Origin of the sequence: Pseudomonas sp. OV546 (genome assembly GCF_900116845.1) — a bacterium.
Classification (GTDB): Bacteria; Pseudomonadota; Gammaproteobacteria; order Pseudomonadales; family Pseudomonadaceae; genus Aquipseudomonas; species Aquipseudomonas petroselini.
Map to the genome: position 1 here is coordinate 45,357 of NZ_FPCE01000016.1, position 25,357 is coordinate 70,713.

The following is a 25,357-nucleotide window of genomic DNA, read 5'->3' on the forward strand; positions in this document are numbered from 1 at the left end:
CGGGTTGTAACCCGATCGAAAAATGGGGGAGCGGGCCCGCTCCCACCTGATACCGTGCCATTCGCTCAGTCAATTAAATTGCACACAATTGAATTGCCTACTATGTTTATCCCTCTTTCCCCCCTTATCGAGGCACTGCCATGAGCGACAACCTGCTGAGCATCCCTTGCACCACCATCAAGGGTGAGCAAAAGACCTTGGCCGATTTCGCCGGCAAGGCCATCCTGGTGGTCAACACCGCCAGCAAGTGCGGTTTCACCCCACAGTACAAAGGCCTGGAGCAACTCTGGCAGCAGTACAAGGACCAGGGCCTGGTGGTGTTGGGCTTCCCTTGCAACCAGTTCGGCAAGCAGGAACCGGGTAACGAAGGCGCGATTTCCGAATTCTGCGAGCTGAACTTCGGCGTCAGCTTCCCGCTGTTCAAAAAAATCGACGTGAATGGCAGCGATGCCCACCCGTTGTTCGTGCAGTTGAAGAAACAGGCACCGGGCCTGCTGGGTTCCAAGGGCATCAAGTGGAACTTCACCAAGTTCTTGATTGGCCGTGACGGCCAGGTGGTCAAGCGGTTTGCCCCGACCACCAAGCCGCAGGACCTGACCCAAGAGATCGAAGCCCTGCTCAAATGACCGTGTCCCTGGCGCTCGACCACCAACTGTGTTTCAAACTCTACGCCGCCTCCAGGGCCGTGACCCGCGCCTACAAGCCGATGCTTGATCAGCTTGGCCTGACCTACCCGCAATACTTGGTGATGCTGGTGTTGTGGGAGTGGCATGCCGCAGCGCCGGCACAACCCACGGTCAAGGCCCTGGGTGAGCGCCTGATGCTTGACTCGGGCACGCTGACGCCGCTGCTCAAGCGTCTTGAGCAACTCCAGTGGGTGCGGCGCCAGCGCAGCGCCAAGGATGAGCGGGAAGTGCACCTGAGCTTGAGTGAAACCGGTGTGCAATTGCGCGACCAGGCCTTTGGCCTCAAGACCCGTCTGCTGTGCGACAGCGGCATCGACCTGAACCAGGCCGACGCGTTGCGCGATGGCCTGGACCAGTTGCTTCGCCAGATCAGAGACTTGTCGTCTTCGGCACCCACAGCTCCAGCAAGCCGCTGAGTTCCTCGCGGCGGAACGGCTTGGCCAGGTAGTCATTCATGCCCGCGGCGCGGCACCGCTCGCGCTCTTCGGACAAGGCGTTGGCGGTTAAGGCGACGATGGGCAGGTCTGGCCAGCGCCCGCTGCGACGGATCTGCCGACTGGCCTCGTAACCGTCCATCACCGGCATATTGCAGTCCATCAACACCATGTCGAAGCGCTGGTCCTCAAGAAACTTAAGGGCCTCGCCGCCATGGGCGGCCACGATCACCTCACACCCCAGTTTGCTCAGCATGCCTTTGGCCACCAGTTGGTTGACCGCGTTGTCCTCCACCAGCAGGATGCGCGCCCGGTGCGCCAGGGGCGCGGCTTCCATCTGGATGGGGTCGATGATCAGCGGGTTATCGCTGCGCAGGTTACGTTGCAAAATCTGATACAGCGCGTTGCGGCTCAAGGGGCGCGCCTGTTGCTGCAAGGGGGCCAGTGCCGCGACTTCTTCGCCCGGCATGAAATTGCCATAGGCGGTTACCAGCAGGATCGGCGCGCTGATGGAAGGGCGCAGGCGGAACAGGCATTCGGGGCAATCGGTGATCAGCAGGTCCGGGGTTTGCCCGCTCACGTCTTCATCACGCGGGTAGCAGCGCGGTGTCAGCCCCCAGTGGGGCAGCAGGGTGGTGAGCAGTTCGGTCAGGCCGCTGCCGGCGCTGGTGATGGCGATCACTTCACCTTTGAGCGGTGTCGGTTGCACGGCGGGCAAATGGATCGGCAACGGCAGGTCGGCGCAGAACTGGCTGCCGAAGCCCACCTCCGAGCTGATGCTCAAGCGGCCCTTCATGGCTTCACACAGGTTGTGCGTCAGCGCCAGGCCCAGGCCCGTGCCGCCAAACTGGCGGGTGATGCCGGCGCCCGCCTGGGTGAACGGTTGGAATATCTTCACCTGGGCTTCCTGGGCAATGCCGATGCCGGTATCACACACTTCAATGCGCACCCGGCCTTCCAGCGCGCTGAGGCGTACATCGACTCGGCCGAAGCGGGTGAACTTCAAGGCATTGGACAGCAGGTTACTGACGATCTGGCGCACACGGGTCGGGTCACCCAAGACCTGGGCGGGAAACTGCGGGTCGATCAGGCAGGTCAGTTCGACGCTTGGCGCCGCGTTCTGCGACAACAGGTTGGCGGTGTCTTCCACCAGTGAGCCCAGGTCAAACGGGATGCGCTCCAGCTCCAGCTGGCCGGCGTCGAACTTGGACAGGTCGAGGATATCGTTGAGCAATTCCACCAGCACCTTGCCCGAGTCATGGGCGATGGACAGTTGCTGACGTTGTTCAGCATTGAGCGGGCTGTCCAGTGACAGTGCGATCATCCCCAACAGGCCGTTGAGCGGGGTGCGGATCTCGTGGCTCATGTTGGCCAGGAACGCCGCCCGCGCCTGCGCCATGCCCAGTGCATGCATCTTCGCCGCTTCCAGTTCGGCATTGGACTGGCTCAACTGCTGGTTGCTGGCCTTGAGCTCCAGGGTCCGGGCGGAGACGATGTCCTCCAGTTGCCCCAGGTATTCGGTCAGGCGATCCTCGGCGTGACGGCGCTGCTGGATCTCCGTCTCCATGTTTTCGAATTGCTGGTTGGCAACGTTCACCAACACGCCGATTTCGTCGTGTTCATGGCCGGGCGGACAATCCAGGCGTGCCTGTCTGCGGTGACTCAACTCGCGGATAATGCGCACCAGCGGTTGGGTCAACATCACGTAGAACAAGGCCAGCAGGATGCCGGTCAGCAACAGGCTGCGGGCGAAGCCGTTGAGCAGGGTGATCTCGGCACGGTGCAGGAAGCGGCTGCCAAACGCATAGGTGTCCACGTCCAGGCGCAGTACACCGAGGGATTCGTTGGGCATATGGCTGAGGAACAGCCGGTCTTCGAACCGGCGGTTGGCGCCAAACAGGAAATCGCTGATGGGCCGGTAGGTGCTTTCCTTGTGCGGCCGGTCGACATCGGCGAGTACCACGCCATTGTTGTCGATCAACTGGGCGTGAATGATGGCAGGGGAGTGCAGCAGGCCCAGGGTCAGTTCCTGGGCCAGTTCGGCGTCAATGTTGTAGGCGATGCGTGACGCGGGGTTGTGGCTGATTTCGATCAGTGAGCGAATTTCACGGTTGATGGATGCGTCTTCGCTGGCATAATCAATGCCGATTTGGATCAGGCTGAGCAAGGTTCCCAAGACGAAACCGACCAGCACAGTCAATCTGGCTTGTTTATAAGACAAGCGGTGGGCGAACTTGATATCCATCGAGTGTTGAACCACTTCACGTTTCCCTTCGCCCGGCAAGCATAGCTGAACATCCATACGCTCTGGCCTGCCCGGCATGAATCGTTTTTTTACGCAGCCTCGTGCGGTCTGCCGCAGGGCTGCCAATACGCCATCTTTTGCAAGAACTTGCCAGAGGAATAATCGTGGACTCTCGATTGAATGCCTTTCTTGAGCGGGCCGATGCAGTACTTGCCCGCCTGGAACCGCTGTTGCCCGCGCCCCGCCAAACCATCGATTGGAACCAGTGCCTGGCTGCCCGCTGGCAGCGTGAAGGCCGTAGTGGTTTCCTGCTGCCACTGGACGTGAGCCTCGACATGCGCCTGTCCGACCTGATCGGCGTGGACAAGCAACGTGAAACACTGGCGCGCAACACCCAACAATTCATCGACGGCCTGCCCGCCAACCACGCGCTGCTGTGGGGCTCGCGTGGCACCGGCAAATCATCCATGGTCCGCGCCTTGCTGGCCCACCACGCCGAGGCTGGCTTGCGTCTGATCGAGATCGAGCGCGATCATTTGGCCGACCTGCCGCGTGTGGTCGAGCAACTGCTCAAGCTACCGCAGCGTTTTATCCTGTTCTGCGATGACCTGTCGTTCGAGGCCGGTGAAGGCGATTACCGCGTGCTTAAAAGCGTGCTGGATGGCTCCCTGGAGCAAGCGCCGGAAAACGTGCTGTTGTACGCCACCTCCAACCGCCGCCACTTGGTGCCGGAAAACCAGAGTGACAACGACAACTGGAAACGCGTGGATGGCGAACTGCACCCCAGCGAGGCGGTGGAAGACAAGATTGCCCTGTCCGACCGTTTTGGCTTGTGGCTGTCGTTCTACCCCTTCACCCAGGAGCACTTCCTGGAGGTGGTGGAGCATTGGATCGGCGAGCTGGCGAGCAAGGCCGGTTTGCAGTGGCAGCGCGATGAAGCCCTCGACATCCTCGCCGTGCGCTGGGCCACCGGTCGCGGCAATCGCAACGGCCGTTGCGCCTACCAATTCGCCCGTTACTGGGTGGGTCTCAAATTGCTGGAGCTTCAACCATGATCGATCTACACAGCGCCGGCACTGGCCTGGATGGCTACGCCATGCTCTGCGCGCAACTGGAGTCGCTGCTGGCCGATGAGCGCGACTTTATCGCCAACAGTGCGCAGTTTTCTGCATTCCTGTTCAACCAGCTGGACGACCTGAACTGGGCCGGCTTCTACCTCAACCGCAACGAAGAGTTGGTGCTTGGGCCGTTCCAGGGCCAGATCGCCTGTGTGCGCATCCCGTTTGGCCGCGGGGTGTGCGGTGCGGCGGCGGCGTCGCGGCAAACCCAGCGGGTCGAGGATGTGCATGCGTTTCCCGGGCACATTGCCTGTGACAGCGCCTCCAACAGCGAACTGGTGGTGCCCTTGGTCAAGGACGGCAAACTGGTTGGCGTCCTCGACCTCGACAGCCCGTCGCTGGCGCGTTTTACCCTCCAGGATCAAGCGGGCATTGAACAGCTGGCGGCGATTTTCCTGCGCTTGACCGACTGCTGATCACGCAAGGGGCGGCATCCGCCCCTTACCGGCCATCCAGGCCGTGAAGCTGCCCTTGCAGTAACCTCTCCAGCTCCAGCATGAGCCTCTCCAAGGCTTTCGCACCGGTTTCGATTAGCGCCCAGTCATCGCCGCGCACGCACGCCTGTTCCAGGGTTTCGCACTGTCCGGCCAGTGGCGTCGCCTGAACGATGCGGGCAGCCCCCTTGATTTTGTGGGCCTGCTCGATGATGTCCTGGAGCGGTGCGTGGGCACCAATCAGCGCAGTCAGTTCCTGGCGATCATGTCGACTGCTGCTGAGCAGTTCCTCCAGCAAACGCCAGCTCAACTGAGGATCGCCGCCGGTCAGGGCCTCGAAGTTGCCGAGGTCCAGGTGCAGGGCGGCCGGTTGTGGGGCGATCTGCGCCAGTTGCCGCTCCAGTGCCGTGAGGCTGATGGGTTTGAACAGGCAATCGTTCATGCCGGCTTCAGCGCAGCGTTGTTTCTCCTCGGGCTGGGCATTGGCGGTAAAACCCAGCACCACGCAAGGCACCCGTTGCTCACGCTGTTCATATTCGCGGATCGAGCGACTCAACTCGTAGCCATTCATGATGGGCATGTTGCAGTCGGCGATGACCAGGTCGAAGCGCTCCTGGCGCCAGGCCTGGAAGCCGGCGGCGCCGTTCTGCGCAGCGGTGAACTGATGACCCAGGTAACCCAGTTGCTGGCACATCAGCAAGCGGTTGGCGGGGTGATCATCCACCACCAGCACATTGAGTACGCGCGCGGTTGCCGGCGCCTCGGGCTTGGGTTCATGCGTTGTCTGCAGCGGCTGCAGGCGCGCCATTTTCAGGTTCACATGCACTTGGGTGCCCACCATAGGCACGCTGCTCAAGCTCAGTTGCCCGCCCATCATTGCGCACAGGCTGCGGCAGATAACCAACCCCAGGCCGGCGCCACTCCTGGCGAGCTGCCCGGAATTGTCAGCCTGGGCAAAGGGTTCGAACAGGCGCAACTGATCATCCCGGCTGATACCGATCCCCGTATCCTCGACCACCAGCTTCATCTCGACCTGTTGCGCCACATCGGTGGGCAATACCTCCACCTTGATGTTTACCTGGCCACGCTCGGTGAACTTGATGGCATTGCTGACCAGGTTCGACAGCACTTGCTTGAAGCGCAGCGGGTCGATCAGCACTTCGGTGTCATCGCGGTCGGGCTTGAACTCAAGGGACAGGCTGAGGGTCTTCTGGCGCGCCAGGCCGTCGAAGACACGCACCACCGACTCGATCACTTCGCGTAGGTTGACGCGCTCCGGGGCCAGGCTCAGGCGGCCGGATTCGATGCGCGCGATGTCGAGGATATCGCCGATCAGCTCCAGCAGATCCTTGGCCGAGTTGTACGCCACTTCGATGGCCGGGCGATCAAGATGGCCCTGGTCGGCTCGCTTGAGGGTCAACTCCAGCATGCCGATCACTGCGTTCATCGGCGTACGTATTTCATGGCTCATGGTGGCGAGGAACGTGCTCTTGGCCCGATTCGCCTCGTCGGCGCGTTCTTTGGCGGCGCGGATCTCATCGAACAGTTGGCGTCGCTCGCTGATGTCAATCCAGCCCCCGATGATCCCCTGTACTTCCCCGGTAGAGTCGCGGTACGGCAGGATCCAGTGGTAGATCGTCAGTTTATGCCCACGGATATACAGGGTGCGATCCAGGATCAGCGGGTTGCCTTCGGTCATCACCCGCTGATAATCGGCATGGTATTGCTCGGCGTCCGTTTCAAGCGCCTCGCTCATCTGGAGGGCACTTTTGCCGATCACGTCCTCGCGCTTGACGTCGAACACCTGCAGGTAGCTGTCGTTGCAGGTCTGCAGCAGGCCTTTACGGTCACGTACGTAGATGGGGTGCGGGGTTTCGTTGACCAGCGCGCGCATGAACTCGAACTGATCATTGAGGGCTCGCTCAGCCATCTTGCGATGTTTGATCTGGCGGCGCATGTAGGCGTTCCAGGCCAGGGACAGCAGCAGCAAAAGCCCGGTGCCGATGATGATGCGGGTGATCAGTTGGTGATAGTTGCGCCAGTAGCTGTCGGAGGCGGCGGTGTAACCACGCCAGCGACTGTTGATCACGCCCAGCTCGTCCGGGGCGATGCTCAGCAGGGCCTTGTCGAGAATCGAGCTGAGTTCGGTGGCACTGCGCGCCGTCGCCAGGGCAAAGGTGGCCGGAACCGTGCCGATACTGGTGCTGATCTGCAATTTGTCCTGGAACATCGAGGACGACAGCAAGTAGTTGGCGACGACCAGGGAGTTCACCGCGCCTTCCACCTGCCCTTGGGCCAGCAGTTCCGAGGCCCTGAAGGTGTCGCTGGCCTTGACCAGTTGGACCTCTGGAAAGTCGCGGCGCAGGAGGGATTCCAGAGGATTGCCCGGGGTGATTGCCAGGCGCTTGCCGGCCATCTGCTCCAGGTTCGAGGGGGCGTCAGCTGCTTTGCGAGTCAGCAGCACATAGGAGTTTTCCAGGTAAGGTCGACTGAAGTTCAGTTGCGCTTCCCGTTCAGCGCTGGGCACGATTGCGCCAATCATGTCGACTTTACCGGCGTCCACCTGTTCGATCATCGCGCTCAGGTCACGCCCGCGATGGATCTCGAAGCGCAGCCCGGTGCGCAAGCGGATCAACTCCAGCAGGTCAGCGGTGATGCCGCGGAAATTGCCTTCGGCGTCGAAGAACGTCAGCGGAGCGAAGGTTTCGTTCACTATCACTTTGACCACCGGGTGGTCCTTCAACCAACGCTCCTCACGCTGAGTCAGTTGCAGCTTCTGGTCGGTCAACAGGATGTCGCTGCCGGCGCTCCAGCGCTTGGCGATGGTTTCCCGTTCATTGGTAGGGACGGCCGTCAGCACCGCGTCGACAATACTCAAGAGCGTGCGCTGGTGCTGGGGCATGGCAAAGCTGAACCCATAGGCCTCGTGTTTGCCGAAGTTGGCCATGTGGATGTTTTTCAGGTAGCCCTTATTGATCATGTAATGGGTGGAAATGGTATCGCCGAGGAATACGTCAGCCTGGTCGAATGCCACCGCATTCAACGCATTTTGATAGGAGGGGTAAGCGCGAATGATCGCCTGCGGATACAGTTTTTCCACCTCGCTCAGGGGCAGGTAGTGGTAGACCAGGGCCAGGCGCATTCCGGCCAGCCCATCATTCAGGCTGCGGGTCTCACCTTCGCGGGTGACCAACACCGGCTGGTCAACGGCATAGGGTTCGGAGAGCGTGAGGTTCGGGTTTGCCGCCTCAAAGCCGTTCGAGGTGCCCAATAAGTCAATATCGCCTGTTTCAAGGGCGCGGATGGCGGCCTCTCGGGAGGGGTAGCGCAATACCTTTACCGGCAAGGCCAGCGTCTTGGCGAGCAGGCCGGCGTAATCGGCGGTGAGCCCCTCATAGTCGCGACCACTGGACGTAAGGTCGAAGGGAGGATAGTCAGGCGATGCGGTGCCCAGCACCAACTCGCGTTTGTTTTGCAGCCATTGGCGTTGGGCCTTGTTCAGGTGGGTTTCCAGTTGAACGGAGCCTGCACGGCTCAGCAAGGTGAAGTGTTCCGGGCCCGTTTGATGGTTCGCGAGCACGGCGGTGCTGAAGCACAAGCCGGCACTCAATGTAATCAGATAGTCCTTTATACGCCTGGGCATCCGCTTTCTCACACTAGCGCGTTTCGTTTTGCCATCTCGATAAGTTCTACCAAGGATTTGGCTTGAAGTTTCTGCATCAGCCTCTTTTTATAAGTGCTTACTGTTTTGTTGCTCAGAAACATGCCTTTGGCAATTTCCTTGTTGGTACGACCTTGTGCAAATAATTGCAATACCATTAGTTCCCGATCGTTGACGGTTTTGAATAATTCAAGTTCCTGGGTTTCCACACCGTCTATACCGTTGGTGGTCAATGCCTGGCTGGGGAAGTAGTTATAGCCGGACAGCACCGCGCGGATGGCGCTCAGCAACTCACTCAGGTCGCCCTCCTTGCACACGTAGCCATCGGCGCCCGAGCGCATGCAGCGGGTGGCGAACAGGGTAGGGGATTGGGCTGTCAGGATCAGGGTTTTCATCGGTGTATTCATTGCGTTGAATCGGCAGAGCACTTCAAGCCCATCCAGCTTGGGAATACTGATATCGAGGATAATCAGGTCAGGCAGGCATTCCCGGACCATTTGAATGGCGTCGCATCCGTTGTCCGTTTCACCCACCACTTTGTAACCTTCATGCTCCAACAACATCCGGATGGCAAGCCGTATAACCGGATGGTCGTCGATAATAAAAACTGAGTTCATGATCATAGTCCGTGTAAGTGCAAATAAAGCGGGCACATTAGCTCAGAAGAGCACAGGGGGGCATGAGCTCAGGGGCAAGTAGGTACAAAACAGGAAAATTCCTACACTAAAAAAGGTAAATACCTACCATCTGCTAAGGCTTTGTGAAGCGATATCACAAGGCTTCGGAAGTGAATGAGCTAAAGGTTGTTATCGTGGATTTAACGGGCATCGTACAGGCATATTTCATCGGATCATGATGTTTAAAATCCTACATTTGTAACCTGAGCAATGGGCAGATCAAGCGTGCAAGTTCATCTTTGTTTAATGGCTTTGATAAATAGCCGAGCAGTGGCAGGCCACGATCCATGGCTTGGGCGATCAGGGTGGCTAGCTCTACCACGGGCAATCCGCTCAGCAGGATGGCGGTCGTGGTAAAGCGCCGGCGACTGGCGATTTCAATCAGCTCAAGCCCCGGCAAATCGGGCAGGCATTGGTCACACAGGATGATGTCGAAGGGCACCTCGGCCCGCGACATCAAGCAGATTGCCTGCTCGGCGTTTTCGGCCGGGGTCAGCCGTGCGAAGCCGAAGCTCCTGAGCAGGCACTGGGTGGCGAGGAGTTGGAATGGATGATCCTCCACCAACAGGATACGGAGCGGATAACTGGGCATTTTGGGGGGCACACGGTGAGTCAAGCGTCGATGGGGGGCGCGTAGGAACAGTTCGCCTGGATCGCCCGGAGCGTGCGTGATTATTCATCGGGTGCTTGTGCGAATTCGATCAGGCCGCTCTGTTCCCTTCGTAGGTAGATTCCTTTCAGGCAACAGGCAGCTTGATCGTGCTCGTTATTGAGGGCTGGAACGCCCGGTCATTTCCCGCGCCATCTCGGTGGCATAGCTGTCGGTCATGCCGGCGATAAAGTCGATCATGCGCAGGAACGAAGTGTGCAAAGGCCACTGTGGGTTCGGCGCATTGTTGCCCAGTAAGTCGAGAATGCGCCGGTTCTTGAATGACGGCGTGCGTCCACCATGTTGTTCCAAGGCTGCACCGCAAAAGGCGTTCAAGAGGATTTCCAGGGTGGTGTAGGCGCCGATCTCATGCAGGGTCTTGCGCTTGTCCTGGAAAATCTTCTTGCGCGCCATGTCCTTGGCATCCAGCACGCAGCGTTTGGCGGGGCCATGCATGTGCTCCACCAGGTCGCCGGGCAGGGTGCCGGCGAGCAAGGCATCCTGTTGTTCGACGAAGGCACTCGCCGCCGCGTTGGTCAAATGTTCGATGGCTTTGCCGCGCAGGATTGCCAGCTTGCGTCGGCGCGAATCCTGGGCGCCGAGTTGGCGATAGGTCTGGGGCAGGTCATCGCCCACCAGGTTGAGCAGCAGCGACTCGACCTCGGCGTATTCCAGCAGCTCCATTTCCAGGCCGTCTTCCAGGTCGATCAAGGCGTAGCAGATATCATCCGCTGCCTCCATCAGGTACACCAGCGGGTGGCGGGCCCAGCGTTGTTCTTCGAGCTGCGGCAGGCCGAGTTTGTGGGCGATCTGTTCCAGGATCGGCAGTTCGCTTTGGTAGCAGCCGAACTTGTGTTTCTTGTAGCCCAGCGAATCCGCGTGGCGCGCCGTCCAGGGGTATTTCAGGTAAGTGCCCAAGGTCGCGTAGGTCAACCGCGTGCCGCCGTCGAACTGGTGGTATTCCAGCTGGGTGAGCACGCGGAAGCCTTGGGCGTTGCCTTCGAAGTTGAGGAAGTCATTGCGCTCGGCACTGCTCATGTCATCCAGCCAGCCGCGGCCTGCCGCCTGCTGGAACCAGTGGCGGATGGCGTCTTCGCCGGAGTGCCCGAACGGAGGGTTGCCGATGTCGTGGGCCAGGCAGGCCGATTGCACCACCATGCCCAGGTCGCTCGGGTCGCACCAGTCGGGCAGGGCGCCACGCAGGGTTTCACCCACGCGCATGCCGAGCGAGCGGCCGACGCAGCTGACTTCCAGTGAATGGGTCAGGCGGGTGTGGATATGGTCGTTGCTGGACACCGGGTGCACTTGGGTCTTGCGACCGAGGCGGCGAAACGCGCCAGAGAAAATAATACGGTCATGGTCTTTGTGAAACGGGCTACGGCCCAGTTCTTCCGGGCTGTGCAGGGGCTTTCCAAGACGTTCGCGGGTAAGCAGGGTGGGCCAATCCAAGGCGGTTACTCTCCGTGCGGTGAATGACCCTGCCAGCTTCCCGGTTCCGCGTGGGCGGGGCAAGCGAAAAACTACAGCCCGACCGCATCGATATCGATTAACAGCAAACGCTGACCGTTATCGAAGAATTGTCCGGCCGTGAGGCAATACTGGTTGGTGGTCGCGTCGCGGTAGGTCGAGGACAAGGTCAGGCGTCGCTCCTCCCACCCTTCGGCCAGCAAGTGGTAGAAGTACGGGCGCCATGACCAATTGTGGCCCAGGTAGCGGCTGTCGGCCTGCCAGGCGTCCTGGCGCCATTCAAAGTTCGGCGTCAGCTGGGTGCCATGTCGGTCGCACTGGTAAAACCGCAGCAGCCAGGGGAAAGCCGGCAGTTGCGGCAACTGGCTCAGCGGCGCCTGTGCCAGGGCCCAGTTCTGCAGGATCTTCATCAGCTCTGCCAGTTGCTGGCGCAGTTGCATGATGCGCCCGCGCTCAGCCAGTTTTTGCTGGACGTAGGCCGTGCGCAACTGGGCGAAACGCGGCACGAAGGCGTCGGCGGCGAACCAGTCCAACTGCGCCTGGGCGAACAGATAACCCTGCACATAGCGCGAGCCACACTCCAGGGCAAAGCTCAACTGCGCCTCGGTTTCCACGCCTTCGGCAATGATCCAGCAGCCAGTCTTCTCGGCCATTTGCGCGAGTGCCCGCACCACTTCACTGCTCGGCCCGCCGCGGGCAGCCTCCTGGAACAGGCGCATGTCCAGCTTGAGAATATCCGGCTGCAACGCCAGTACCCGGTCAAGCTGCGAGTAGCCGGCGCCGAAGTCATCGATGGCGATGCGCGCGCCGGCCTCGCGATAACGTGCGACCACGTTGGCCAGGCGCTGGATGTCACCGCCCAGTTCGGTGATCTCGAACACGATCCGCCGTGGGTCGACACCATGACTGTGGATCTGTTTAAGGCTCGGCAGCGCTTGGCCCGGGCGCAGACGGTTGATCCAGCGCGGCGAGATATTCAAGCTCAGGAACCAGTCTTCAGGCGCTTCATGCAAGCGGCTCAACGCGTTATCGCGGATCTGTCGGTCAAGCCGACGCAAGCTCACGCCTGGCGTGCGCGGGTCGGCGAACAGCGGGCCCACGGACTGCAAGCGGCCGTCGACCTGGCGCAGACGGCCCAGGGCCTCGACGCCGGCGATGCGGCCGGTGGCGGTGTCGATAAACGGCTGGAAGCAGGCAAGCGGTTGCCCGTCGATCACGGGGCCTCCTTAAGAGAGGTGGCGAAAAAAAGGCCCGGCCCTCAAAAACGAGGATCGGGCCGATTCTGTTAGCAAGAATGCAGCCAGCAGGGCTGATAAGCCGTAGAAAGGTACAGCATTCACCTTTAAGCCAGAGGTACAGCCTTCACCTTTAACGTGCGCCAGCCCGCCTGCTTCAACTTTTACGCGAAGTGCCTTGCATGGCCAGTTTGATCAGCGGGATCAAGCCGGCACCGAGGCGTACCAGGCGGGTCATGCCGCTGATACCGCCGCCCTTGGCACCTTTGCCGGTCAAGAAGCCCATCAGCGTCACCGCCGCCACGCCCCACAGCGGCGCGTGCTTGATGCCCAGGCTGCCCTGCCAGTTCTGGCCCATGTTGCGCACCTTATTCAAAGGCAGCATCAATTGCTGGGACTCGTGGCGGATTTCCTGGCGGTGCATTTCCATGCGCAGGCGAATCAACGCCTTGCGCATTTCCCGTCGCGACGTGTTTTTAGGCATTTCAGTCAGGCTCATGGCAACAAGCGCTCCCGGTCATTGGCCAGCTCTTCGAGGGTGGCGTGGAACGGCGTGGATTCATCGAACACCGCCGCCTTCAAGCGCACCCCGCAGAACGCCGCGGCCAGGCTGTAGAACACGCAGAGGCAGATGATCCCGGTCAGGCGGTAACCGGTGTCCCACACCAGGATCATCACCAACGTCGACAACCCCACCAGCAACAGCAGCGCAAATACCAGCGCCAAGCCGGCGAACAGCAGCAGGCTGACGGTGCGGGCCTTCTGTTCCTGCAATTCGATGCCAAATAATTCGACGTGGCTGTGCAGCAAGCCCAGAACGGCCGCGCCCAGACGTCTTGAGGTAGTCCCTGTGGACGAGCCAGTTTCGCCGATAGACATGATTTAGCGCCTTGTGGCCAGCAGGCCGATCAGAAAGCCCACACCGGCGGCAATGCCCACCGACTGCCAAGGGTTGGCCTGCACGTAATCTTCGGTCGCGGTGACGGCCGCCTGGCCGCGTTCGCGCAGCGAATCTTCGGTTTGCTTCAGGGTTTCGCGGGCCTGGAGCAGCGTGTCGTGGATCTTGGCCCGCAGCTCATCGGCCTGGTCACCGGCGAGCACTTTGGTGTCGTCCAGCAACCTTTCGGTGTCAGTCACCAGGGTTTGAAAATCCGCCATCAGTATTTCTTGAGCAGTCTTTGCAGTTCTTCTGGCCATGGTTATCTCCGTGATTGGCTGATCTGTACGTAGTGGTTTCGAGTCACCGGCGTCGGTGAAGGTTCAGTGCAATTGTGTGGTACAGCTTTTGCTTTGCCTTGGTGCGCAGGCCTCAAGGCCTGCGCTGAATCCGGGCGGTCCCAGGCAATGCCTTGAAAAACCTTACCCTAAATAACTGAAACTCGCGGAAAAACCCTGTCGGCAACGGCCTGTTGTGTTGATCGCTGCGCTAAAGCGGTTCACACCCTCTGAAGAGGGGTGGGACCGGTGGTGCCAATTTAGTGCGCGCATCCCTGGCTTGAACCGCTTTGGTGCTTTTTGCCTTTATTGCAGGCCTGCCAACCTCCATGGAAAATTTGCAAAGTGCAGTGGACACGCTCGTCCACAGCTCCAACACCCTGTTTATCCTGATCGGTGCGGTCATGGTCCTGGCCATGCACGCGGGCTTCGCGTTCCTGGAAGTCGGCACCGTGCGCCAAAAGAACCAAGTCAACGCGCTGTCGAAGATCCTCAGCGACTTCGCCATCTCGACCCTGGCCTATTTCTTTATAGGCTATTGGATCTCCTACGGTGTGAGCTTCATGCAACCGGCGGCGGTGATCAGTGCCGACCACGGTTATGGCTTGGTGAAGTTCTTCTTCCTGCTGACCTTCGCGGCAGCAATCCCGGCAATCATTTCCGGCGGCATCGCCGAGCGTGCGCGGTTTGCCCCGCAATTGTGTGCCACGGCGTTGATCGTGGCGTTTATCTACCCGTTCTTTGAAGGCATGGTGTGGAACGGCAATTTCGGCCTGCAGGCCTGGCTGCTCGCGCGCTTTGGCGCCAGCTTCCATGACTTCGCCGGTTCCGTGGTGGTGCATGCCATGGGCGGCTGGCTGGCGCTGGCGGCAGTGTTGTTGCTCGGGCCGCGCAACGGGCGCTACCGCGAGGGACGCCTGGTGGCGTTCGCGCCGTCGAGTATTCCGTTCCTGGCGCTGGGCTCGTGGATCCTGATCGTCGGCTGGTTCGGCTTTAACGTGATGAGCGCGCAAACCCTCAATGGCGTGAGTGGGCTGGTGGCGGTCAATTCGTTGATGGCGATGGTCGGCGGCACGGTCGCGGCGTTGATCATTGGCCGCAACGACCCAGGCTTCCTGCACAACGGCCCGCTGGCCGGGCTGGTAGCGATCTGCGCCGGTTCCGACCTGATGCATCCGGTCGGCGCGCTGGTCACGGGTGCCGTCGCCGGTGGCCTGTTTGTGTGGTGTTTCATCGCCGCCCAGGATCGCTGGAAGATCGACGACGTATTGGGTGTGTGGCCGCTGCACGGTTTGTGCGGTGTGTGGGGCGGCATCGCTTGCGGCATCTTTGGCCAGACGGCGCTGGGTGGCCTGGGCGGCGTCAGCCTGGTCAGCCAGTTGATCGGCACCGCCCTCGGTGTGATCGTGGCGCTGGTCGGCGGCTTGCTGGTGTACGGCGTGATCAAGCGCGTCACCGGGCTGCGCCTGAGCCAGGAAGAGGAGTATTACGGCGCGGACCTGTCGATCCACAAGATCGGCGCGGTCAGTCAGGATTGATCGGCGCCTCGTCTTCGTTGTTCGGCTGCGCATAAAAACCGTGCAGCAGGCGGTAGCGGTTCTGCCGCACCTCATCGACCCGCGCCTGCACCTGTTGGTCCGGCAGGCCCAGCAGGATCAAGGCGTGGGAGGCGAGCATCAGGCTCGACTCCAATAGCTCGGGCACCACTTCGCTGGCGCCTGCGGCTTTCAGTTCGGCGAGCTGGCTGTCGTCGCGGGTGCGCACCAGGATCGGCACGTCCGGGTTGATCCGACGTGCTTCCTTCAGCACCACCAAGGCGACGTCGCTGTTGTCCACGGCGATCACCACCAGCCGCGCGCGCTCCAGGCCCACGGCACTGAGCAGGGCGCCACGCCGGCAATCCCCATAGTGGACGCTGCTGTCCTCAGTGGCGGTTTCCTGTACCCGTTCCGGGTCGTCATCCAAGGCGATAAACGCCTGTTGCTCCTTGCGCAGGAAACGCCCGATGGACTGGCCGACGCGGCCATAACCGCAGATCACCGCATGCCCATGCAACTGAGCATTAAGTGCAGTGATTGCCTCCAGTTGCACTTGCTGATTGGGCTTGCGGTGCAAGCGCAGGGCAATGCTCGGTGCCGCGCGCAGCAGCAGCGGGGTCAGCAGCATCGAGCAGAACGTGGCGGCGAGCAGCAAGCCGTTGAACTCATCGGGGATTAATCGGCTTTGCTGCATCTGCGCCATCAAGGCAAAACAGAACTCGCCGCCTTGGGCCAGGGCCAGGCCACTGCGCCAGGCGGTCTCACCGTCGCTGCCGCGCAGCTTGACCAGCGCAGCGACCACGCAGCCTTTGATCAGCATCAGGGCGAGGGTGAGGCCGAGGATCAGCAGGCTATGGCTGACGAACAGTTGCAGGTCGATGAGCATGCCGATGCTGACGAAAAACAGCCCCAGCAGAATGTCGCGAAACGGGCGGATATCCGCTTCGATTTGATGGCGGTAGTGGCTTTCTCCCAGCAACATGCCGGCCAGGAAAGCCCCGAGAGCAGGGGAGAGCCCCAGCAGGTGGGTGAGCCAGGCGGTCAGCAAAACGATCACCAGCGCCAGCAGCACAAACAGCTCCGCCGAATGGGAGGCGGCGACTTCATGAAACAAACGCGGCAGTAACCAACGACTGGCAAGCAACAGGCCGACAAACAACACCACGGTCTTGCCCAGGGTCAACGGCAGCGCCCAATACCAGGCTTGCTCGCCGGTGCCGGCAAACACCGGGACCAGGGTCAACAGCAACACCGCCACCACATCTTGGAACAGCAGCACGCCAATCGCGTTCTGGCCATGGCTGCTGAAGATTTCACCGAGGCTGGTCAGCTCCTTGCTGACAATGGCGGTGGAGGACAACGCCAGCCCTGCACCGAGCAACAAGGCGATACCCGGCGCTACACCAAAGCTCATCAACAAGACCGCCAGCAGCATCCCGCAACCCAGCACCTGCAAACTGCCCAGGCCAAACACCACGCGGCGCAGGGCGAGCATCTTGGTCAGGGAGAACTCCAGGCCCAGGGAAAACAGCAGGAACACCACGCCCAGTTCGGCGAGATCGGGCAATTCTTCGCTGTCATTCACCCAGTCCAGCGCAGTGGGCCCCACGGCCAGGCCGACGCACAGGTAGCCCAGCACGGGCGGCAATTGCAGTCGGCGAAACAGCGCAATCACCACCAGGGATGAGGCCAGAATGATCAGCAGGTTGGCAAACACACGCATCTCCGTTGCAAGGGGGCAGGCAAAAAGCCGCGAGAATCGCTGAATCAGTTATAGGCCATGGTGACCTGGGTCAGGGTTTTTGTGGTGGTGGGCTTCATGCCGTCAGCGGGCTTAGAATGTTGGCCTACTTCCTGATCAGGACCCTTCGTCATGCTTCCTGAATGCCAGTTGTTCGGCACCCTGGGTTGCCATCTTTGTGAAATTGCCGAGGCCGAAATCATGCCGTTGGTCGAACACGGGTTGCTGGTGGAACTGGTGGATATCACCGATCCCGACGACCTGACCGACGTCTATGGCCTGCGGATTCCGGTGCTTCGCCGGGTGGACACCGGGGCGGAACTGGATTGGCCTTTTGACTCACAACAGGTGGTGGCCTTCCTTCGCTGAGTGTTATCCGATGGCGGGTTTCTAAATATTGCGTTACTGTATGTTTGTACAGCGATTGAAATAGAGGGAACGCCCGTGGTGAATGTCGAACAACTGAAAAGCAGCGTCAATCGCATGTCCGCCGACGTCGTGCGCGATGCGGTGAACGAGCTGCGCCTCGATGGCCTGGTCACGGAAGGCAAGACGCCGTTCAACAAAGTGCATTTCAATACCTGTTTTGCCGAGATCGAAGCGCTGTTCCAGCGTGCCGGTTACCACAAGCAGCTGGACGTGGTGGGTTACCAAGGCTTGTTATACGCGCTGTATGACCCCGGCCGCTGGGAGGCGGTGGACGTGCTGCGCTGGCTCAAGGAATTCACCGACGCCGCGAGTGCCTCACCGCTCCTGCGCGCGGAGTTGGTCAAGGCCTGAGATCGGCCCTAGGCTCAATCCCGCTCGATGCGGGATAATGCCCGCGTGTTTTCCCAGGCTTTGAGCATTTCATGTCCACATCCGGTTTTTCCGCGTCCCAGCACCAAGCCAGCACCTTGTACCTCCCGCCCGGCCCCTGGGCGACAGTGCTCGATTGCCTGTGCGAGCACTTCCCGGCGATCGCCCGTGAACACTGGCTGGACCGCATCGCCAGGGGCCGGGTGCTGGACATCAACGGCAGCCCGATCAGCCTGGACCTGGCCTACAAGGAAGGCCTGTGCATCTACTACTTCCGGGAAGTGCCCAACGAGAAGGTGATCCCGGTGCAGGAAACCATCCTGTATGCCGACGAGCACTTGGTGGTCGCCGACAAACCGCATTTTTTGCCGGTGACCCCGGCCGGTGAATACGTCGAGCAAACCCTGTTGCGCCGTCTGATTCGCCGCCTCGACAACCCGGCGCTGGTGCCCTTGCACCGTATCGACCGGCATACGGCCGGCTTGGTGCTGTTCTCGGCCAACCCGGCCAGCCGCTCGGCCTATCAGCAACTGTTTCCCACACGCCAGATCGATAAATTTTACGAAGCCATCGCGCCAGCCCTGCCGAACCTGACGTTCCCCAGGGTGCATAAAAGCCGCCTTGTAGAGGGCGAGCCGTTCTTTCGCATGCAAGAAGGCCCTGGTGCAAGCAACACCGAGACGGCCGTGGAAGTGCGCGAAAAAAAGGCTGATCTATGGCGCTACGGCCTGTTCCCCGTGACCGGCAAGAAGCATCAACTGCGCGTGCACATGACTGCCCTCGGCGCGAGTATTTGCAACGATCCGTTCTACCCTGACGTCATCAAGGATGCTGTGGACGACTACGCCAACCCGCTCAAGCTGCTGGCCCAGGGCGTACGGTTTATCGACCCTGTGACGGGCGAGGAGCGCCATTTTCGCAGCCGGATCACCCTCGACTGGTAACCGCCAGAAACGACAAGGCCCGCGCGAGGCGGGCCTTGTTGGCAAACGCTAAGACTTACAGGTCTTTAACGGTGCGAACCTGATCTTTGTTGATGCGGGTGCGCTTGCCGTCAAGTTGTTCGAATTCGTAGAAACCCGAATCTTCGTTGTATTTCGGGGTGTCGACGGCCTGGATTTCGCGACCGTCATTCAGGGTGATCACTGTCGGCGAAGCGCAACCGGCGAGGGTGGCGAGGCCCAGTGCAAGCATGAGAGCGGCGATGGTCCGTTGAGTCATGAGATTGTCTCCGAGAGAATACTTTTTAATAGCTGACCTTGTGACGCGCGGGGCGCCGACAAAGTTCCTTAAGCGAGGTTCATTCTGACACGCCCGACGGCGTCTGTAACAGCTGCGGCGTATTAAGGTTGGCCAGGCGTGGGTCATCCGCCGGGCATTCCAGGCCCACACCGCCCAGTTGCAGGAAGATCTTGCGCGGGCTGCGCTCACCGGCATGCCAGGCGTCTTCCACCGCAGCCCGCAGGCGGGTCGGGATGATGCAGATCAGCGGTTCCCAGAACTCTCCATGGCGCACCATCACCGGCAGCAGCGGGTTGCGCCGTGCCGTCTCACGCAGGTCGGCGAGCAATGGGGCGTCGATATGCGGCACATCGCACGGCAATATCAGCAAGTGCTCATGACGTGCGGCGGCGAGTCCCGCCCGGATACCCGCGAGCGGGCCGGGGAAGTCCGGGCTGTCGTCGTTCACCAACTGGTCGGCATAGTCGGCGTAGCGCTCCGGGTTGCGGTTGCACGAGATGATCAGGTCATCCGTGAGCGGCCGCGCCAGCATCTGTAAATGCGCGATCAACGGTTGGCCACGCCATTCCAGCAGGCCCTTGTCTTGGCCGCCCATGCGTTGGCCGCGCCCTCCGGACAGCAGCAACACCGAACAGGGCAGAGGGGATGAATCGATAGGCATGGCGGTTCCGCAGCGGCAGCAAAAGGGGGGCCTGTGATATAACATCGGGCTGTTCCTTCGACAACCGGACCGTGCCATGAACGCCAAGGCAGATGCGCCCTTCGTACCCCTGAACATCGCTGTATTGACCGTCAGCGACACCCGCACCCTCGAAACCGATACCTCCGGCCAGGTCTTCGTCGACCGCCTCACCGCCGCCGGCCACGCCCTGGCCGAGCGCGTGCTGCTCAAGGACGACCTCTACAAGATCCGCGCCCAGGTCGCTCACTGGATCGCCGAAGACGTGGTGCAAGTCGTGCTGATCACCGGCGGCACCGGCTTCACCGGCCGTGACAGCACCCCCGAGGCCGTCAGTTGCCTGCTCGACAAACAGGTCGATGGCTTTGGCGAGCTGTTCCGGCAGATCTCCGTCGCCGACATCGGCACCTCCACCGTGCAGTCCCGCGCCCTGGCCGGCCTGGCCAATGGCACGTTGGTGTGCTGCCTGCCGGGTTCCACCAATGCGGTGCGCACCGGTTGGGACGGCATCCTCGCCGAGCAGTTGGACAACCGCCACCGCCCGTGCAATTTCGTGCCGCACCTGAAACAGGCCGAGCCTTGTGAATCCCGTGGGTAAGCCTGGCAAGACCGGCACCCTGATGCCGGTAGAACAAGCACTGCAACAGCTGCTGGCGATGGCCGAGGCCGCGCCGATCCGCGAGCGCAATACCTTGCCCCTGGCCGACTGCGACGGTCGCGTATTGGCCCAAGACCTGGTCTCCACCCTTGACCTGCCGCCGTGGCCGAACAGTGCCATGGACGGTTACGCCGTGCGCCTGTCGGACTGGACCGGTGAGCCCTTGGTGGTCAGCCAGCGCATTTTTGCGGGCCAGGCGCCGGAACCTCTGGCCGCCGGTACCTGCGCGCGCATCTTCACCGGCGCACCGGTACCTGAAGGGGCTGACTGTGTGGAAATGCAGGAAAACGCGGTGGTCCACGCCGACGAGCGCGTGAGCTTCACCGAGCCCCTGCACGTCGACCAGAACATCCGCCCCCGAGGGCAGGAAACCACCGCAGGCGAGTTGGTCTTGACCGCCGGCACGCGCCTGGGCCCGATTGAACTCGGCCTGGCGGCGTCCCTCGGGCATGACCGTCTTGACGTTATTCGCCGGCCGCGCGTGGCCGTGCTGTCCACCGGTGACGAGTTGATCGAACCCGGTTTGCCGCTGGGGCCGGGCCAGATCTACAACAGCAACCGACGGGTGCTGTGTTCCTGGCTTACGCGCCTGGGCTGTGAAGTGATCGACGCCGGCATCCTGCCTGACGACCTGGAACAGACCCGCACCCGCCTGGCGAGCCTGGGCGCGGTCGACCTGATCCTGTCCACGGGCGGTGTGTCGGTGGGCGAGGCGGATTTCCTTGGCATCGCCCTGCGTGAAGAGGGTGAGCTGGCGTTGTGGAAACTGGCGATCAAACCGGGCAAGCCGCTGACGTTCGGCCACTTCCGTGGCGTGCCGGTGATCGGTCTGCCGGGCAACCCGGCCTCGACGCTGGTGACGTTCGCGCTGCTGGCGCGCCCGTACCTGTTGCGCCGTCAAGGTGTGCAAGACGTCGAGCCGCTGCGCTTTGAAGTACCGGTGGGGTTCACTTGGCCCAAACCCGGCAACCGCCGCGAATACCTGCGCGGCCGTATCGAGCAAGGCAAGGCGATCATCTACCGCAACCAGAGCTCCGGCGTACTGCGCAGTGCGGCGTGGGCGGAGGGGTTTGTGGAGGTGTTGGAGGGCACGACGCTGGAGAGGGGTGACCGGGTCAATTTCATCCCGCTAAGCGAAGTCCTGAACTGACCGCTGATCCCAATGTGGGAGGCAGCAAGCCCTAATGCCAGTCAGTTAAGAAGCAGCAAGAGCGAAAAGTAACCCGTGGCGAGGGAGCTTGCTCCCGCTGGACTGCGCGGCAGTCCCAGTCTTTTGAAACAAAGAGCTGGGGCCGCTTCGCGACCCAGCGGGAGCAAGCTCCCTCGCCACAGGTACGGTGCTCACCCTCAGCTGACTGGCATTAGGGCTTGCCCCCTCCCACATTGAGGTCTTCATAGGCCTCAGTAATCTTCGCCGCGCTCGGTGATGTCGCGCTCCACCGGCCCTGCATCCGGGTCATACCCCACCGGAAACTTGCCCTTCAGCGTCCATGCAAACGCAATGATCTCGGCAATCGTGCGGTACAACTCCTCCGGAATGCTGTCCCCCAGTTCCATCCGCGCCAGCAGCTTCACCAGCTCGGCGTTTTCATAGATGGGCACTTCATTTTCCCGCGCCAGCTTCAGGATGGCTTCGGCCAGGGCATCGTCGCCCTTGGCCGTCAGGGTCGGCGCCTGCTGGCCGTCGTACTTGAGGGCAATCGCCTGGCGCGGTGGGGTGGCGTTCTTCATGCGGTCTCATCCACCCAGCGTTGCTCCAATCCGGTTTTTGGCCCGCGTGGCGGGGTGCCGAGGTGGCAGTCGAGGTCGCCGACGTTAAGGCCCGACGTCACCAGGCGCTCGCGTAGGGCGCCCAGGTGGCTTTCGATCAGGCTGGCGGTAAACGGCCGCGTCGCCCACAGCTGGCTGGACAGTTTGCCCTGCGTCAGTTGCGCCTGGACCTGCAACGGCCCCAGCGGCTCCATGTCGAAGGCCAGTTCGACGCGCCAGAGCATCTGCTTGGCGTCCTTCTTGTCCTTGCGTTCGGGTTGGTCCTTATCCGGCGGCGGTTCCTCGCGCTGGAACTTGACTTGCAGCGGCACGATGTCTTGCAACGTGCGCATCGGGATTTCCAACTGCCAGGTGCTTTGCAGGCGGCCGTCGGCGGTGGTGCCGGTCTGCTCCAGGCTCGACAGCTGATGGCTCTGCAACCGTGAGATCGCCCCGGCGGCCAGGCGCAGCAGGTTTTCCAGGTCACCTTCGCCTTCCAGTTTCGCCATCAACCGCTCGGGCAACGGGAAACCGGCGGGTATCTGCCGGGCGCTGACCTGGCCGAGGGTGTTCAGGGGGCTGCGCACGAAGTTGGGCAGCACCTGGGCCAGGGTGTTGGCGGCGAGGATGGCATTCATATTGGTGCTGGCGGGCAGGGCGGGCAGTAAGTCGGCGACCAGGCGCAGCAGCGCGCCTTTCATGTCCAGCGGTGGGATCTGTGGGTTTTGCCCGGCAAGCAGTTTGGCTTCAAGAAACGCGCCGCTGTTCTGGATGACTTGCGCCAGTACCTTGGGATTGCTCACTTGCGCCAAGTCCGGCAAAGCGGCCAACAGACGGTCGGCGGCGGCGCGCAGGTCGGCGGAGGTGCTGTCGCCACGGGGCAGGTTCTGCAGCGCGGTGAATACCGCATCCAGCGAGCCTTGGCGGCTTTGCTGGGTCGACAATTGCTGGGTGACGGCCAATTGATCCTTGAGCCCGCTCAGCGGCACAAAACTCAGGGTCTGTGCGTTCTGCACCACGGCGCTGAGCAAGCTGCCGACGCGCAGGGGTTGCGGGCTTTCCACGGTCAAGGTCGCGCCCGCCAGGGCGTTGTTGAGCACGGTGACCAGCGAGCGGTAGATCGCCGGTTGCGCCGTGCCCTGGGGCAGCATCTGGGTGGTCAGCACCTTGGCCTGCAACAGCGTGCCCACCGGCATCTGGTTAGTGTCGATACGGGTGAGGGCAGCGACATTGGCGCTCAAGGCCTGCTGCAGGCTGAGGGTCAGGTTGCCAGTAGACGTCTGGCTCACCGCCACATTGCTGCCCAACGGCAGCGGCTGGGGGCTGGTCGCCTGCACCAGGGTCTGGCGGCCGCCTTCAAGGGTCAGTTTGAGCAGCAACTGGAAGGCTTCACCGCCTTGTTTAAGGGCGATGACTTCGGCGTTCGCGGTTTTTCCAGGGTCGATCAGGCCGATCTGCGGCTCCAGCAGTTTCAGCAACTCGCCGGTTGCAGGCGCAGGGCCGGGCCCGGCTGCCGGGGCGGGTGGAAGCGTAGGAAGGTTGATCTCACCGGTCATCGCGCGCGTCGTCTCTGGGGAAATTGCCCTCTTTAGAGTAGGGCATCACATGTATAATGCCGCCCGTCTGCAAAGAGAGCGCTAAAAACCTCACAACTATTTGATCCAGCTCTCTAAAATCGGTCGCCAAAGCCGTTATTGTGCATTTCTCTTTAACGGCCGCTGCACCGCCGACTTGAACCGTAAAGGCCCGCGATCTTTTGACCAGCCCTCTTCTTGAAGCCATAGCGCTTGCCTGTGAACGCGACCTGCGCCTGCTGTTCGAGCACCTCGAACTGCGCCTGGCCGACGGCGACATGGTGCAGGTCAGCGGCCCCAACGGCAGCGGCAAGACCAGTTTGCTGCGCCTGCTGGCCGGGTTGATGCAGCCGACGGCGGGTGAAGTTCGGTTAAACGGCAAGCCCCTCAACGCACAACGCACTGAACTGGCGCGCAACCTGGTCTGGATCGGCCACGCCGCCGGCATCAAGGACGTGCTCACCGCTGAAGAAAACCTCAGCTGGCTCACCGCCCTGCATCATCCTGCTTCCCGCGACGCTATCTGGCAGGCCCTGGCCGCCGTCGGCCTCAAGGGTTTTGAAGACATTCCCTGCCATACCCTGTCCGCCGGCCAACAGCGCCGCGTGGCGCTGGCGCGTCTGTACCTGCCGGGCCCGCCGCTGTGGATTCTTGACGAACCCTTCACCGCCCTCGACAAGCAAGGCGTCGCCCAATTGGAAGAACACCTGGCCCAGCATTGCGAACAGGGTGGCCTGGTTGTCCTCACCACCCATCACACGCTCAATCGCAAGCCCATCGGTTACCGTGATCTGGACCTGGGGCGGTGGTCAGCATGAGCGTGTTTGCCCTGCTGGTCGCCCGCGAAGCACGGTTGTTGTGCCGTCGTCCGGCCGAATTGGCCAACCCGCTGGTGTTCTTCGCGATTGTGATCGCGCTGTTCCCGTTGGCGGTGGGCCCAGAGACTAAACTGTTGCAAACCTTGTCCCCAGGACTGGTGTGGGTGGCCGCGCTTTTATCAGTGTTGCTCTCGCTGGACGGGCTGTTTCGCAGTGATTTCGAAGACGGTTCCCTCGAACAGTGGGTCCTTTCGCCGCACCCTTTGCCACTTCTGGTACTGGCCAAGGTGCTGGCACACTGGGCTTTTTCCGGCCTGGCGCTGGTGCTGCTCTCACCGTTGCTGGCGATGATGCTAGGGTTGCCCACCGAGTGCCTGCCGGTGTTGCTCCTGTCTTTGTTGCTCGGCACGCCAACCCTCAGCCTGTTGGGCGCGGTGGGCGCGGCGTTGACCGTGGGTTTGAAGCGCGGCGGCCTATTGCTGGCCCTGCTGATTCTGCCGTTGTACATCCCGGTGTTGATCCTGGGCAGCGGCGCCTTGCAAGCCGCGCTCATGGGCATGCCGGCGACCGGTTACCTCTTGTGGCTGGGTAGCCTGACCGCCCTGGCGGTAACCCTGACACCCTTTGCTATAGCGGCCGGCCTGAAGATCAGCGTCGGCGAATAATGAGGTCTGACCAAGACGTTATGTTTTAGTCAGTAAAGACCCTACGCTTCTTGCAACGACAAGAAGCAACCGTG

26 protein-coding genes are annotated in these 25,357 nt (G+C 61.4%); 12 read left to right on the plus strand and 14 right to left on the minus strand.

What is annotated here, in order from left to right; translation table 11 throughout:
• The first annotated feature begins 140 nt into the window (after positions 1 to 140).
• Positions 141 to 626 carry a glutathione peroxidase gene (locus BM403_RS27210; protein ID WP_012723009.1) on the plus strand — a complete coding sequence of 162 codons (486 nt, stop codon included), beginning with the start codon at positions 141 to 143 and terminating at the stop codon, positions 624 to 626.
• Positions 623 to 1,102, plus strand: coding sequence for a MarR family winged helix-turn-helix transcriptional regulator (locus tag BM403_RS27215; RefSeq protein ID WP_093546076.1), 480 nt, complete (start codon positions 623 to 625; stop codon positions 1,100 to 1,102). Before BM403_RS27210 ends, BM403_RS27215 begins: the two co-directional genes overlap by 4 nt.
• On the opposite strand, the gene BM403_RS27220 is transcribed toward BM403_RS27215, so the two are convergent.
• Positions 1,056 to 3,365: a hybrid sensor histidine kinase/response regulator gene (locus BM403_RS27220; protein ID WP_064052043.1), complete on the minus strand. Its 2,310-nt coding sequence runs from the start codon at positions 3,363 to 3,365 to the stop codon at positions 1,056 to 1,058. The two genes, BM403_RS27215 and BM403_RS27220, sit on opposite strands and share 47 nt — an antisense overlap.
• 164 nt (positions 3,366 to 3,529) lie before the next feature.
• Here BM403_RS27220 and BM403_RS27225 point away from each other — a divergent pair, with 164 nt between their 5' ends.
• Positions 3,530 to 4,420 (plus strand): ATP-binding protein, encoded by an 891-nt coding sequence (locus BM403_RS27225; protein WP_012723012.1) that lies wholly within the window; start codon positions 3,530 to 3,532, stop codon positions 4,418 to 4,420.
• Positions 4,417 to 4,899: a GAF domain-containing protein gene (locus BM403_RS27230; RefSeq protein ID WP_046036485.1), complete on the plus strand. Its 483-nt coding sequence runs from the start codon at positions 4,417 to 4,419 to the stop codon at positions 4,897 to 4,899. Before BM403_RS27225 ends, BM403_RS27230 begins: the two co-directional genes overlap by 4 nt.
• Positions 4,900 to 4,924: 25 nt before the next feature.
• Here the strand turns inward: BM403_RS27230 and BM403_RS27235 are convergent, their stop codons facing one another.
• From BM403_RS27235 to BM403_RS27270, 8 genes are all read right to left on the minus strand, one after another.
• The gene (locus BM403_RS27235) at positions 4,925 to 8,560 is read right to left on the minus strand and encodes a transporter substrate-binding domain-containing protein (protein ID WP_093546079.1); all 3,636 of its coding nucleotides are present in this window, start codon (positions 8,558 to 8,560) and stop codon (positions 4,925 to 4,927) included.
• 8 nt (positions 8,561 to 8,568) lie between these two features.
• Positions 8,569 to 9,195, minus strand: a complete 627-nt coding sequence (locus BM403_RS27240) for a response regulator transcription factor (RefSeq protein ID WP_012723015.1) — start codon at positions 9,193 to 9,195, stop codon at positions 8,569 to 8,571.
• A gap of 250 nt (positions 9,196 to 9,445) precedes the next feature.
• Positions 9,446 to 9,847: a response regulator gene (locus BM403_RS27245; protein WP_012723016.1), complete on the minus strand. Its 402-nt coding sequence runs from the start codon at positions 9,845 to 9,847 to the stop codon at positions 9,446 to 9,448.
• Between the two features lie 174 nt (positions 9,848 to 10,021).
• The gene (locus BM403_RS27250) at positions 10,022 to 11,353 is read right to left on the minus strand and encodes a deoxyguanosinetriphosphate triphosphohydrolase (protein WP_012723017.1); all 1,332 of its coding nucleotides are present in this window, start codon (positions 11,351 to 11,353) and stop codon (positions 10,022 to 10,024) included.
• Positions 11,354 to 11,424: 71 nt separating this feature from the next.
• Entirely contained in the window at positions 11,425 to 12,588 is a 1,164-nt protein-coding gene (locus tag BM403_RS27255) for an EAL domain-containing protein (protein ID WP_012723018.1), read from the minus strand.
• Between the two features lie 175 nt (positions 12,589 to 12,763).
• A complete protein-coding gene (locus tag BM403_RS27260; RefSeq protein WP_012723019.1) occupies positions 12,764 to 13,105 on the minus strand; it encodes a hypothetical protein in 342 nt (113 codons plus the stop codon).
• Positions 13,102 to 13,485 (minus strand): phage holin family protein, encoded by a 384-nt coding sequence (locus BM403_RS27265; protein ID WP_012723020.1) that lies wholly within the window; start codon positions 13,483 to 13,485, stop codon positions 13,102 to 13,104. Before BM403_RS27265 ends, BM403_RS27260 begins: the two co-directional genes overlap by 4 nt.
• Positions 13,486 to 13,488: 3 nt before the next feature.
• Positions 13,489 to 13,803, minus strand: a complete 315-nt coding sequence (locus BM403_RS27270) for an ElaB/YgaM/YqjD family protein (protein WP_012723021.1) — start codon at positions 13,801 to 13,803, stop codon at positions 13,489 to 13,491.
• A gap of 347 nt (positions 13,804 to 14,150) precedes the next feature.
• Between BM403_RS27270 and BM403_RS27275 the strand changes: the two genes are divergently transcribed.
• The gene (locus BM403_RS27275) at positions 14,151 to 15,359 is read left to right on the plus strand and encodes an ammonium transporter (protein WP_046036490.1); all 1,209 of its coding nucleotides are present in this window, start codon (positions 14,151 to 14,153) and stop codon (positions 15,357 to 15,359) included.
• Here the strand turns inward: BM403_RS27275 and BM403_RS27280 are convergent.
• Positions 15,346 to 17,082: a cation:proton antiporter gene (locus tag BM403_RS27280; RefSeq protein WP_093546082.1), complete on the minus strand. Its 1,737-nt coding sequence runs from the start codon at positions 17,080 to 17,082 to the stop codon at positions 15,346 to 15,348. The two genes, BM403_RS27275 and BM403_RS27280, sit on opposite strands and share 14 nt — an antisense overlap.
• 150 nt (positions 17,083 to 17,232) lie before the next feature.
• Here BM403_RS27280 and BM403_RS27285 point away from each other — a divergent pair, with 150 nt between their 5' ends.
• The 3 genes from BM403_RS27285 (at position 17,233) to BM403_RS27295 (ending at position 18,842) form a co-directional block, all read left to right on the plus strand.
• Positions 17,233 to 17,469 carry a glutaredoxin family protein gene (locus BM403_RS27285; RefSeq protein ID WP_093546085.1) on the plus strand — a complete coding sequence of 79 codons (237 nt, stop codon included), beginning with the start codon at positions 17,233 to 17,235 and terminating at the stop codon, positions 17,467 to 17,469.
• A gap of 75 nt (positions 17,470 to 17,544) precedes the next feature.
• Positions 17,545 to 17,880 (plus strand): hypothetical protein, encoded by a 336-nt coding sequence (locus BM403_RS27290; protein ID WP_043205014.1) that lies wholly within the window; start codon positions 17,545 to 17,547, stop codon positions 17,878 to 17,880.
• A gap of 71 nt (positions 17,881 to 17,951) precedes the next feature.
• On the plus strand, positions 17,952 to 18,842 hold the full coding sequence (locus BM403_RS27295; RefSeq protein WP_093546088.1) for a pseudouridine synthase: 891 nt from the start codon (positions 17,952 to 17,954) through the stop codon (positions 18,840 to 18,842).
• Positions 18,843 to 18,897: 55 nt separating this feature from the next.
• On the opposite strand, the gene BM403_RS27300 is transcribed toward BM403_RS27295, so the two are convergent.
• Together BM403_RS27300 and mobA are read right to left on the minus strand one after the other, a co-directional pair.
• A complete protein-coding gene (locus tag BM403_RS27300) occupies positions 18,898 to 19,119 on the minus strand; it encodes a YgdI/YgdR family lipoprotein (protein WP_010211805.1) in 222 nt (73 codons plus the stop codon).
• Positions 19,120 to 19,198: 79 nt separating this feature from the next.
• A complete protein-coding gene (gene mobA / locus BM403_RS27305; RefSeq protein ID WP_046036480.1) occupies positions 19,199 to 19,801 on the minus strand; it encodes a molybdenum cofactor guanylyltransferase MobA in 603 nt (200 codons plus the stop codon).
• A 76-nt stretch (positions 19,802 to 19,877) separates the two neighbouring features.
• Here mobA and moaB point away from each other — a divergent pair, with 76 nt between their 5' ends.
• Positions 19,878 to 20,417 (plus strand): molybdenum cofactor biosynthesis protein B, encoded by a 540-nt coding sequence (gene moaB / locus BM403_RS27310; RefSeq protein ID WP_012723028.1) that lies wholly within the window; start codon positions 19,878 to 19,880, stop codon positions 20,415 to 20,417.
• Positions 20,401 to 21,627: a molybdopterin molybdotransferase MoeA gene (glp, locus tag BM403_RS27315; protein ID WP_012723029.1), complete on the plus strand. Its 1,227-nt coding sequence runs from the start codon at positions 20,401 to 20,403 to the stop codon at positions 21,625 to 21,627. Before moaB ends, glp begins: the two co-directional genes overlap by 17 nt.
• 251 nt (positions 21,628 to 21,878) lie before the next feature.
• On the opposite strand, the gene BM403_RS27320 is transcribed toward glp, so the two are convergent.
• Together BM403_RS27320 and BM403_RS27325 are read right to left on the minus strand one after the other, a co-directional pair.
• The gene (locus BM403_RS27320) at positions 21,879 to 22,208 is read right to left on the minus strand and encodes an EscU/YscU/HrcU family type III secretion system export apparatus switch protein (RefSeq protein WP_093546091.1); all 330 of its coding nucleotides are present in this window, start codon (positions 22,206 to 22,208) and stop codon (positions 21,879 to 21,881) included.
• The gene (locus tag BM403_RS27325; RefSeq protein ID WP_093546094.1) at positions 22,205 to 23,782 is read right to left on the minus strand and encodes a flagellar hook-length control protein FliK; all 1,578 of its coding nucleotides are present in this window, start codon (positions 23,780 to 23,782) and stop codon (positions 22,205 to 22,207) included. Before BM403_RS27325 ends, BM403_RS27320 begins: the two co-directional genes overlap by 4 nt.
• A gap of 200 nt (positions 23,783 to 23,982) precedes the next feature.
• Between BM403_RS27325 and ccmA the strand changes: the two genes are divergently transcribed.
• Both ccmA and ccmB read left to right on the plus strand, forming a co-directional pair.
• Positions 23,983 to 24,618 (plus strand): cytochrome c biogenesis heme-transporting ATPase CcmA, encoded by a 636-nt coding sequence (gene ccmA / locus BM403_RS27330; protein ID WP_093546097.1) that lies wholly within the window; start codon positions 23,983 to 23,985, stop codon positions 24,616 to 24,618.
• On the plus strand, positions 24,615 to 25,283 hold the full coding sequence (gene ccmB, locus BM403_RS27335; protein WP_012723033.1) for a heme exporter protein CcmB: 669 nt from the start codon (positions 24,615 to 24,617) through the stop codon (positions 25,281 to 25,283). The genes ccmA and ccmB overlap by 4 nt, the downstream gene beginning before the upstream one ends.
• The last annotated feature ends 74 nt before the right edge of the window (positions 25,284 to 25,357 follow it).

Coding starts and splice junctions, on each gene's coding strand:
- BM403_RS27210 (WP_012723009.1), top strand. CDS start 141: ATGAGCGACAACCTGCTGAGCATCCCTTGCACCACCATCAAGGGTGAG.
- BM403_RS27215 (WP_093546076.1), top strand. CDS start 623: ATGACCGTGTCCCTGGCGCTCGACCACCAACTGTGTTTCAAACTCTAC.
- BM403_RS27220 (WP_064052043.1), bottom strand. CDS start 3,365: ATGGATATCAAGTTCGCCCACCGCTTGTCTTATAAACAAGCCAGATTG.
- BM403_RS27230 (WP_046036485.1), top strand. CDS start 4,417: ATGATCGATCTACACAGCGCCGGCACTGGCCTGGATGGCTACGCCATG.
- BM403_RS27235 (WP_093546079.1), bottom strand. CDS start 8,560: ATGCCCAGGCGTATAAAGGACTATCTGATTACATTGAGTGCCGGCTTG.
- BM403_RS27240 (WP_012723015.1), bottom strand. CDS start 9,195: ATGAACTCAGTTTTTATTATCGACGACCATCCGGTTATACGGCTTGCC.
- BM403_RS27245 (WP_012723016.1), bottom strand. CDS start 9,847: ATGCCCAGTTATCCGCTCCGTATCCTGTTGGTGGAGGATCATCCATTC.
- BM403_RS27260 (WP_012723019.1), bottom strand. CDS start 13,105: ATGAGCCTGACTGAAATGCCTAAAAACACGTCGCGACGGGAAATGCGC.
- BM403_RS27265 (WP_012723020.1), bottom strand. CDS start 13,485: ATGTCTATCGGCGAAACTGGCTCGTCCACAGGGACTACCTCAAGACGT.
- BM403_RS27270 (WP_012723021.1), bottom strand. CDS start 13,803: ATGGCCAGAAGAACTGCAAAGACTGCTCAAGAAATACTGATGGCGGAT.
- BM403_RS27275 (WP_046036490.1), top strand. CDS start 14,151: ATGGAAAATTTGCAAAGTGCAGTGGACACGCTCGTCCACAGCTCCAAC.
- BM403_RS27280 (WP_093546082.1), bottom strand. CDS start 17,082: ATGCGTGTGTTTGCCAACCTGCTGATCATTCTGGCCTCATCCCTGGTG.
- BM403_RS27285 (WP_093546085.1), top strand. CDS start 17,233: ATGCTTCCTGAATGCCAGTTGTTCGGCACCCTGGGTTGCCATCTTTGT.
- BM403_RS27295 (WP_093546088.1), top strand. CDS start 17,952: ATGTCCACATCCGGTTTTTCCGCGTCCCAGCACCAAGCCAGCACCTTG.
- BM403_RS27300 (WP_010211805.1), bottom strand. CDS start 19,119: ATGACTCAACGGACCATCGCCGCTCTCATGCTTGCACTGGGCCTCGCC.
- mobA (WP_046036480.1), bottom strand. CDS start 19,801: ATGCCTATCGATTCATCCCCTCTGCCCTGTTCGGTGTTGCTGCTGTCC.
- moaB (WP_012723028.1), top strand. CDS start 19,878: ATGAACGCCAAGGCAGATGCGCCCTTCGTACCCCTGAACATCGCTGTA.
- BM403_RS27320 (WP_093546091.1), bottom strand. CDS start 22,208: ATGAAGAACGCCACCCCACCGCGCCAGGCGATTGCCCTCAAGTACGAC.
- BM403_RS27325 (WP_093546094.1), bottom strand. CDS start 23,782: ATGACCGGTGAGATCAACCTTCCTACGCTTCCACCCGCCCCGGCAGCC.
- ccmB (WP_012723033.1), top strand. CDS start 24,615: ATGAGCGTGTTTGCCCTGCTGGTCGCCCGCGAAGCACGGTTGTTGTGC.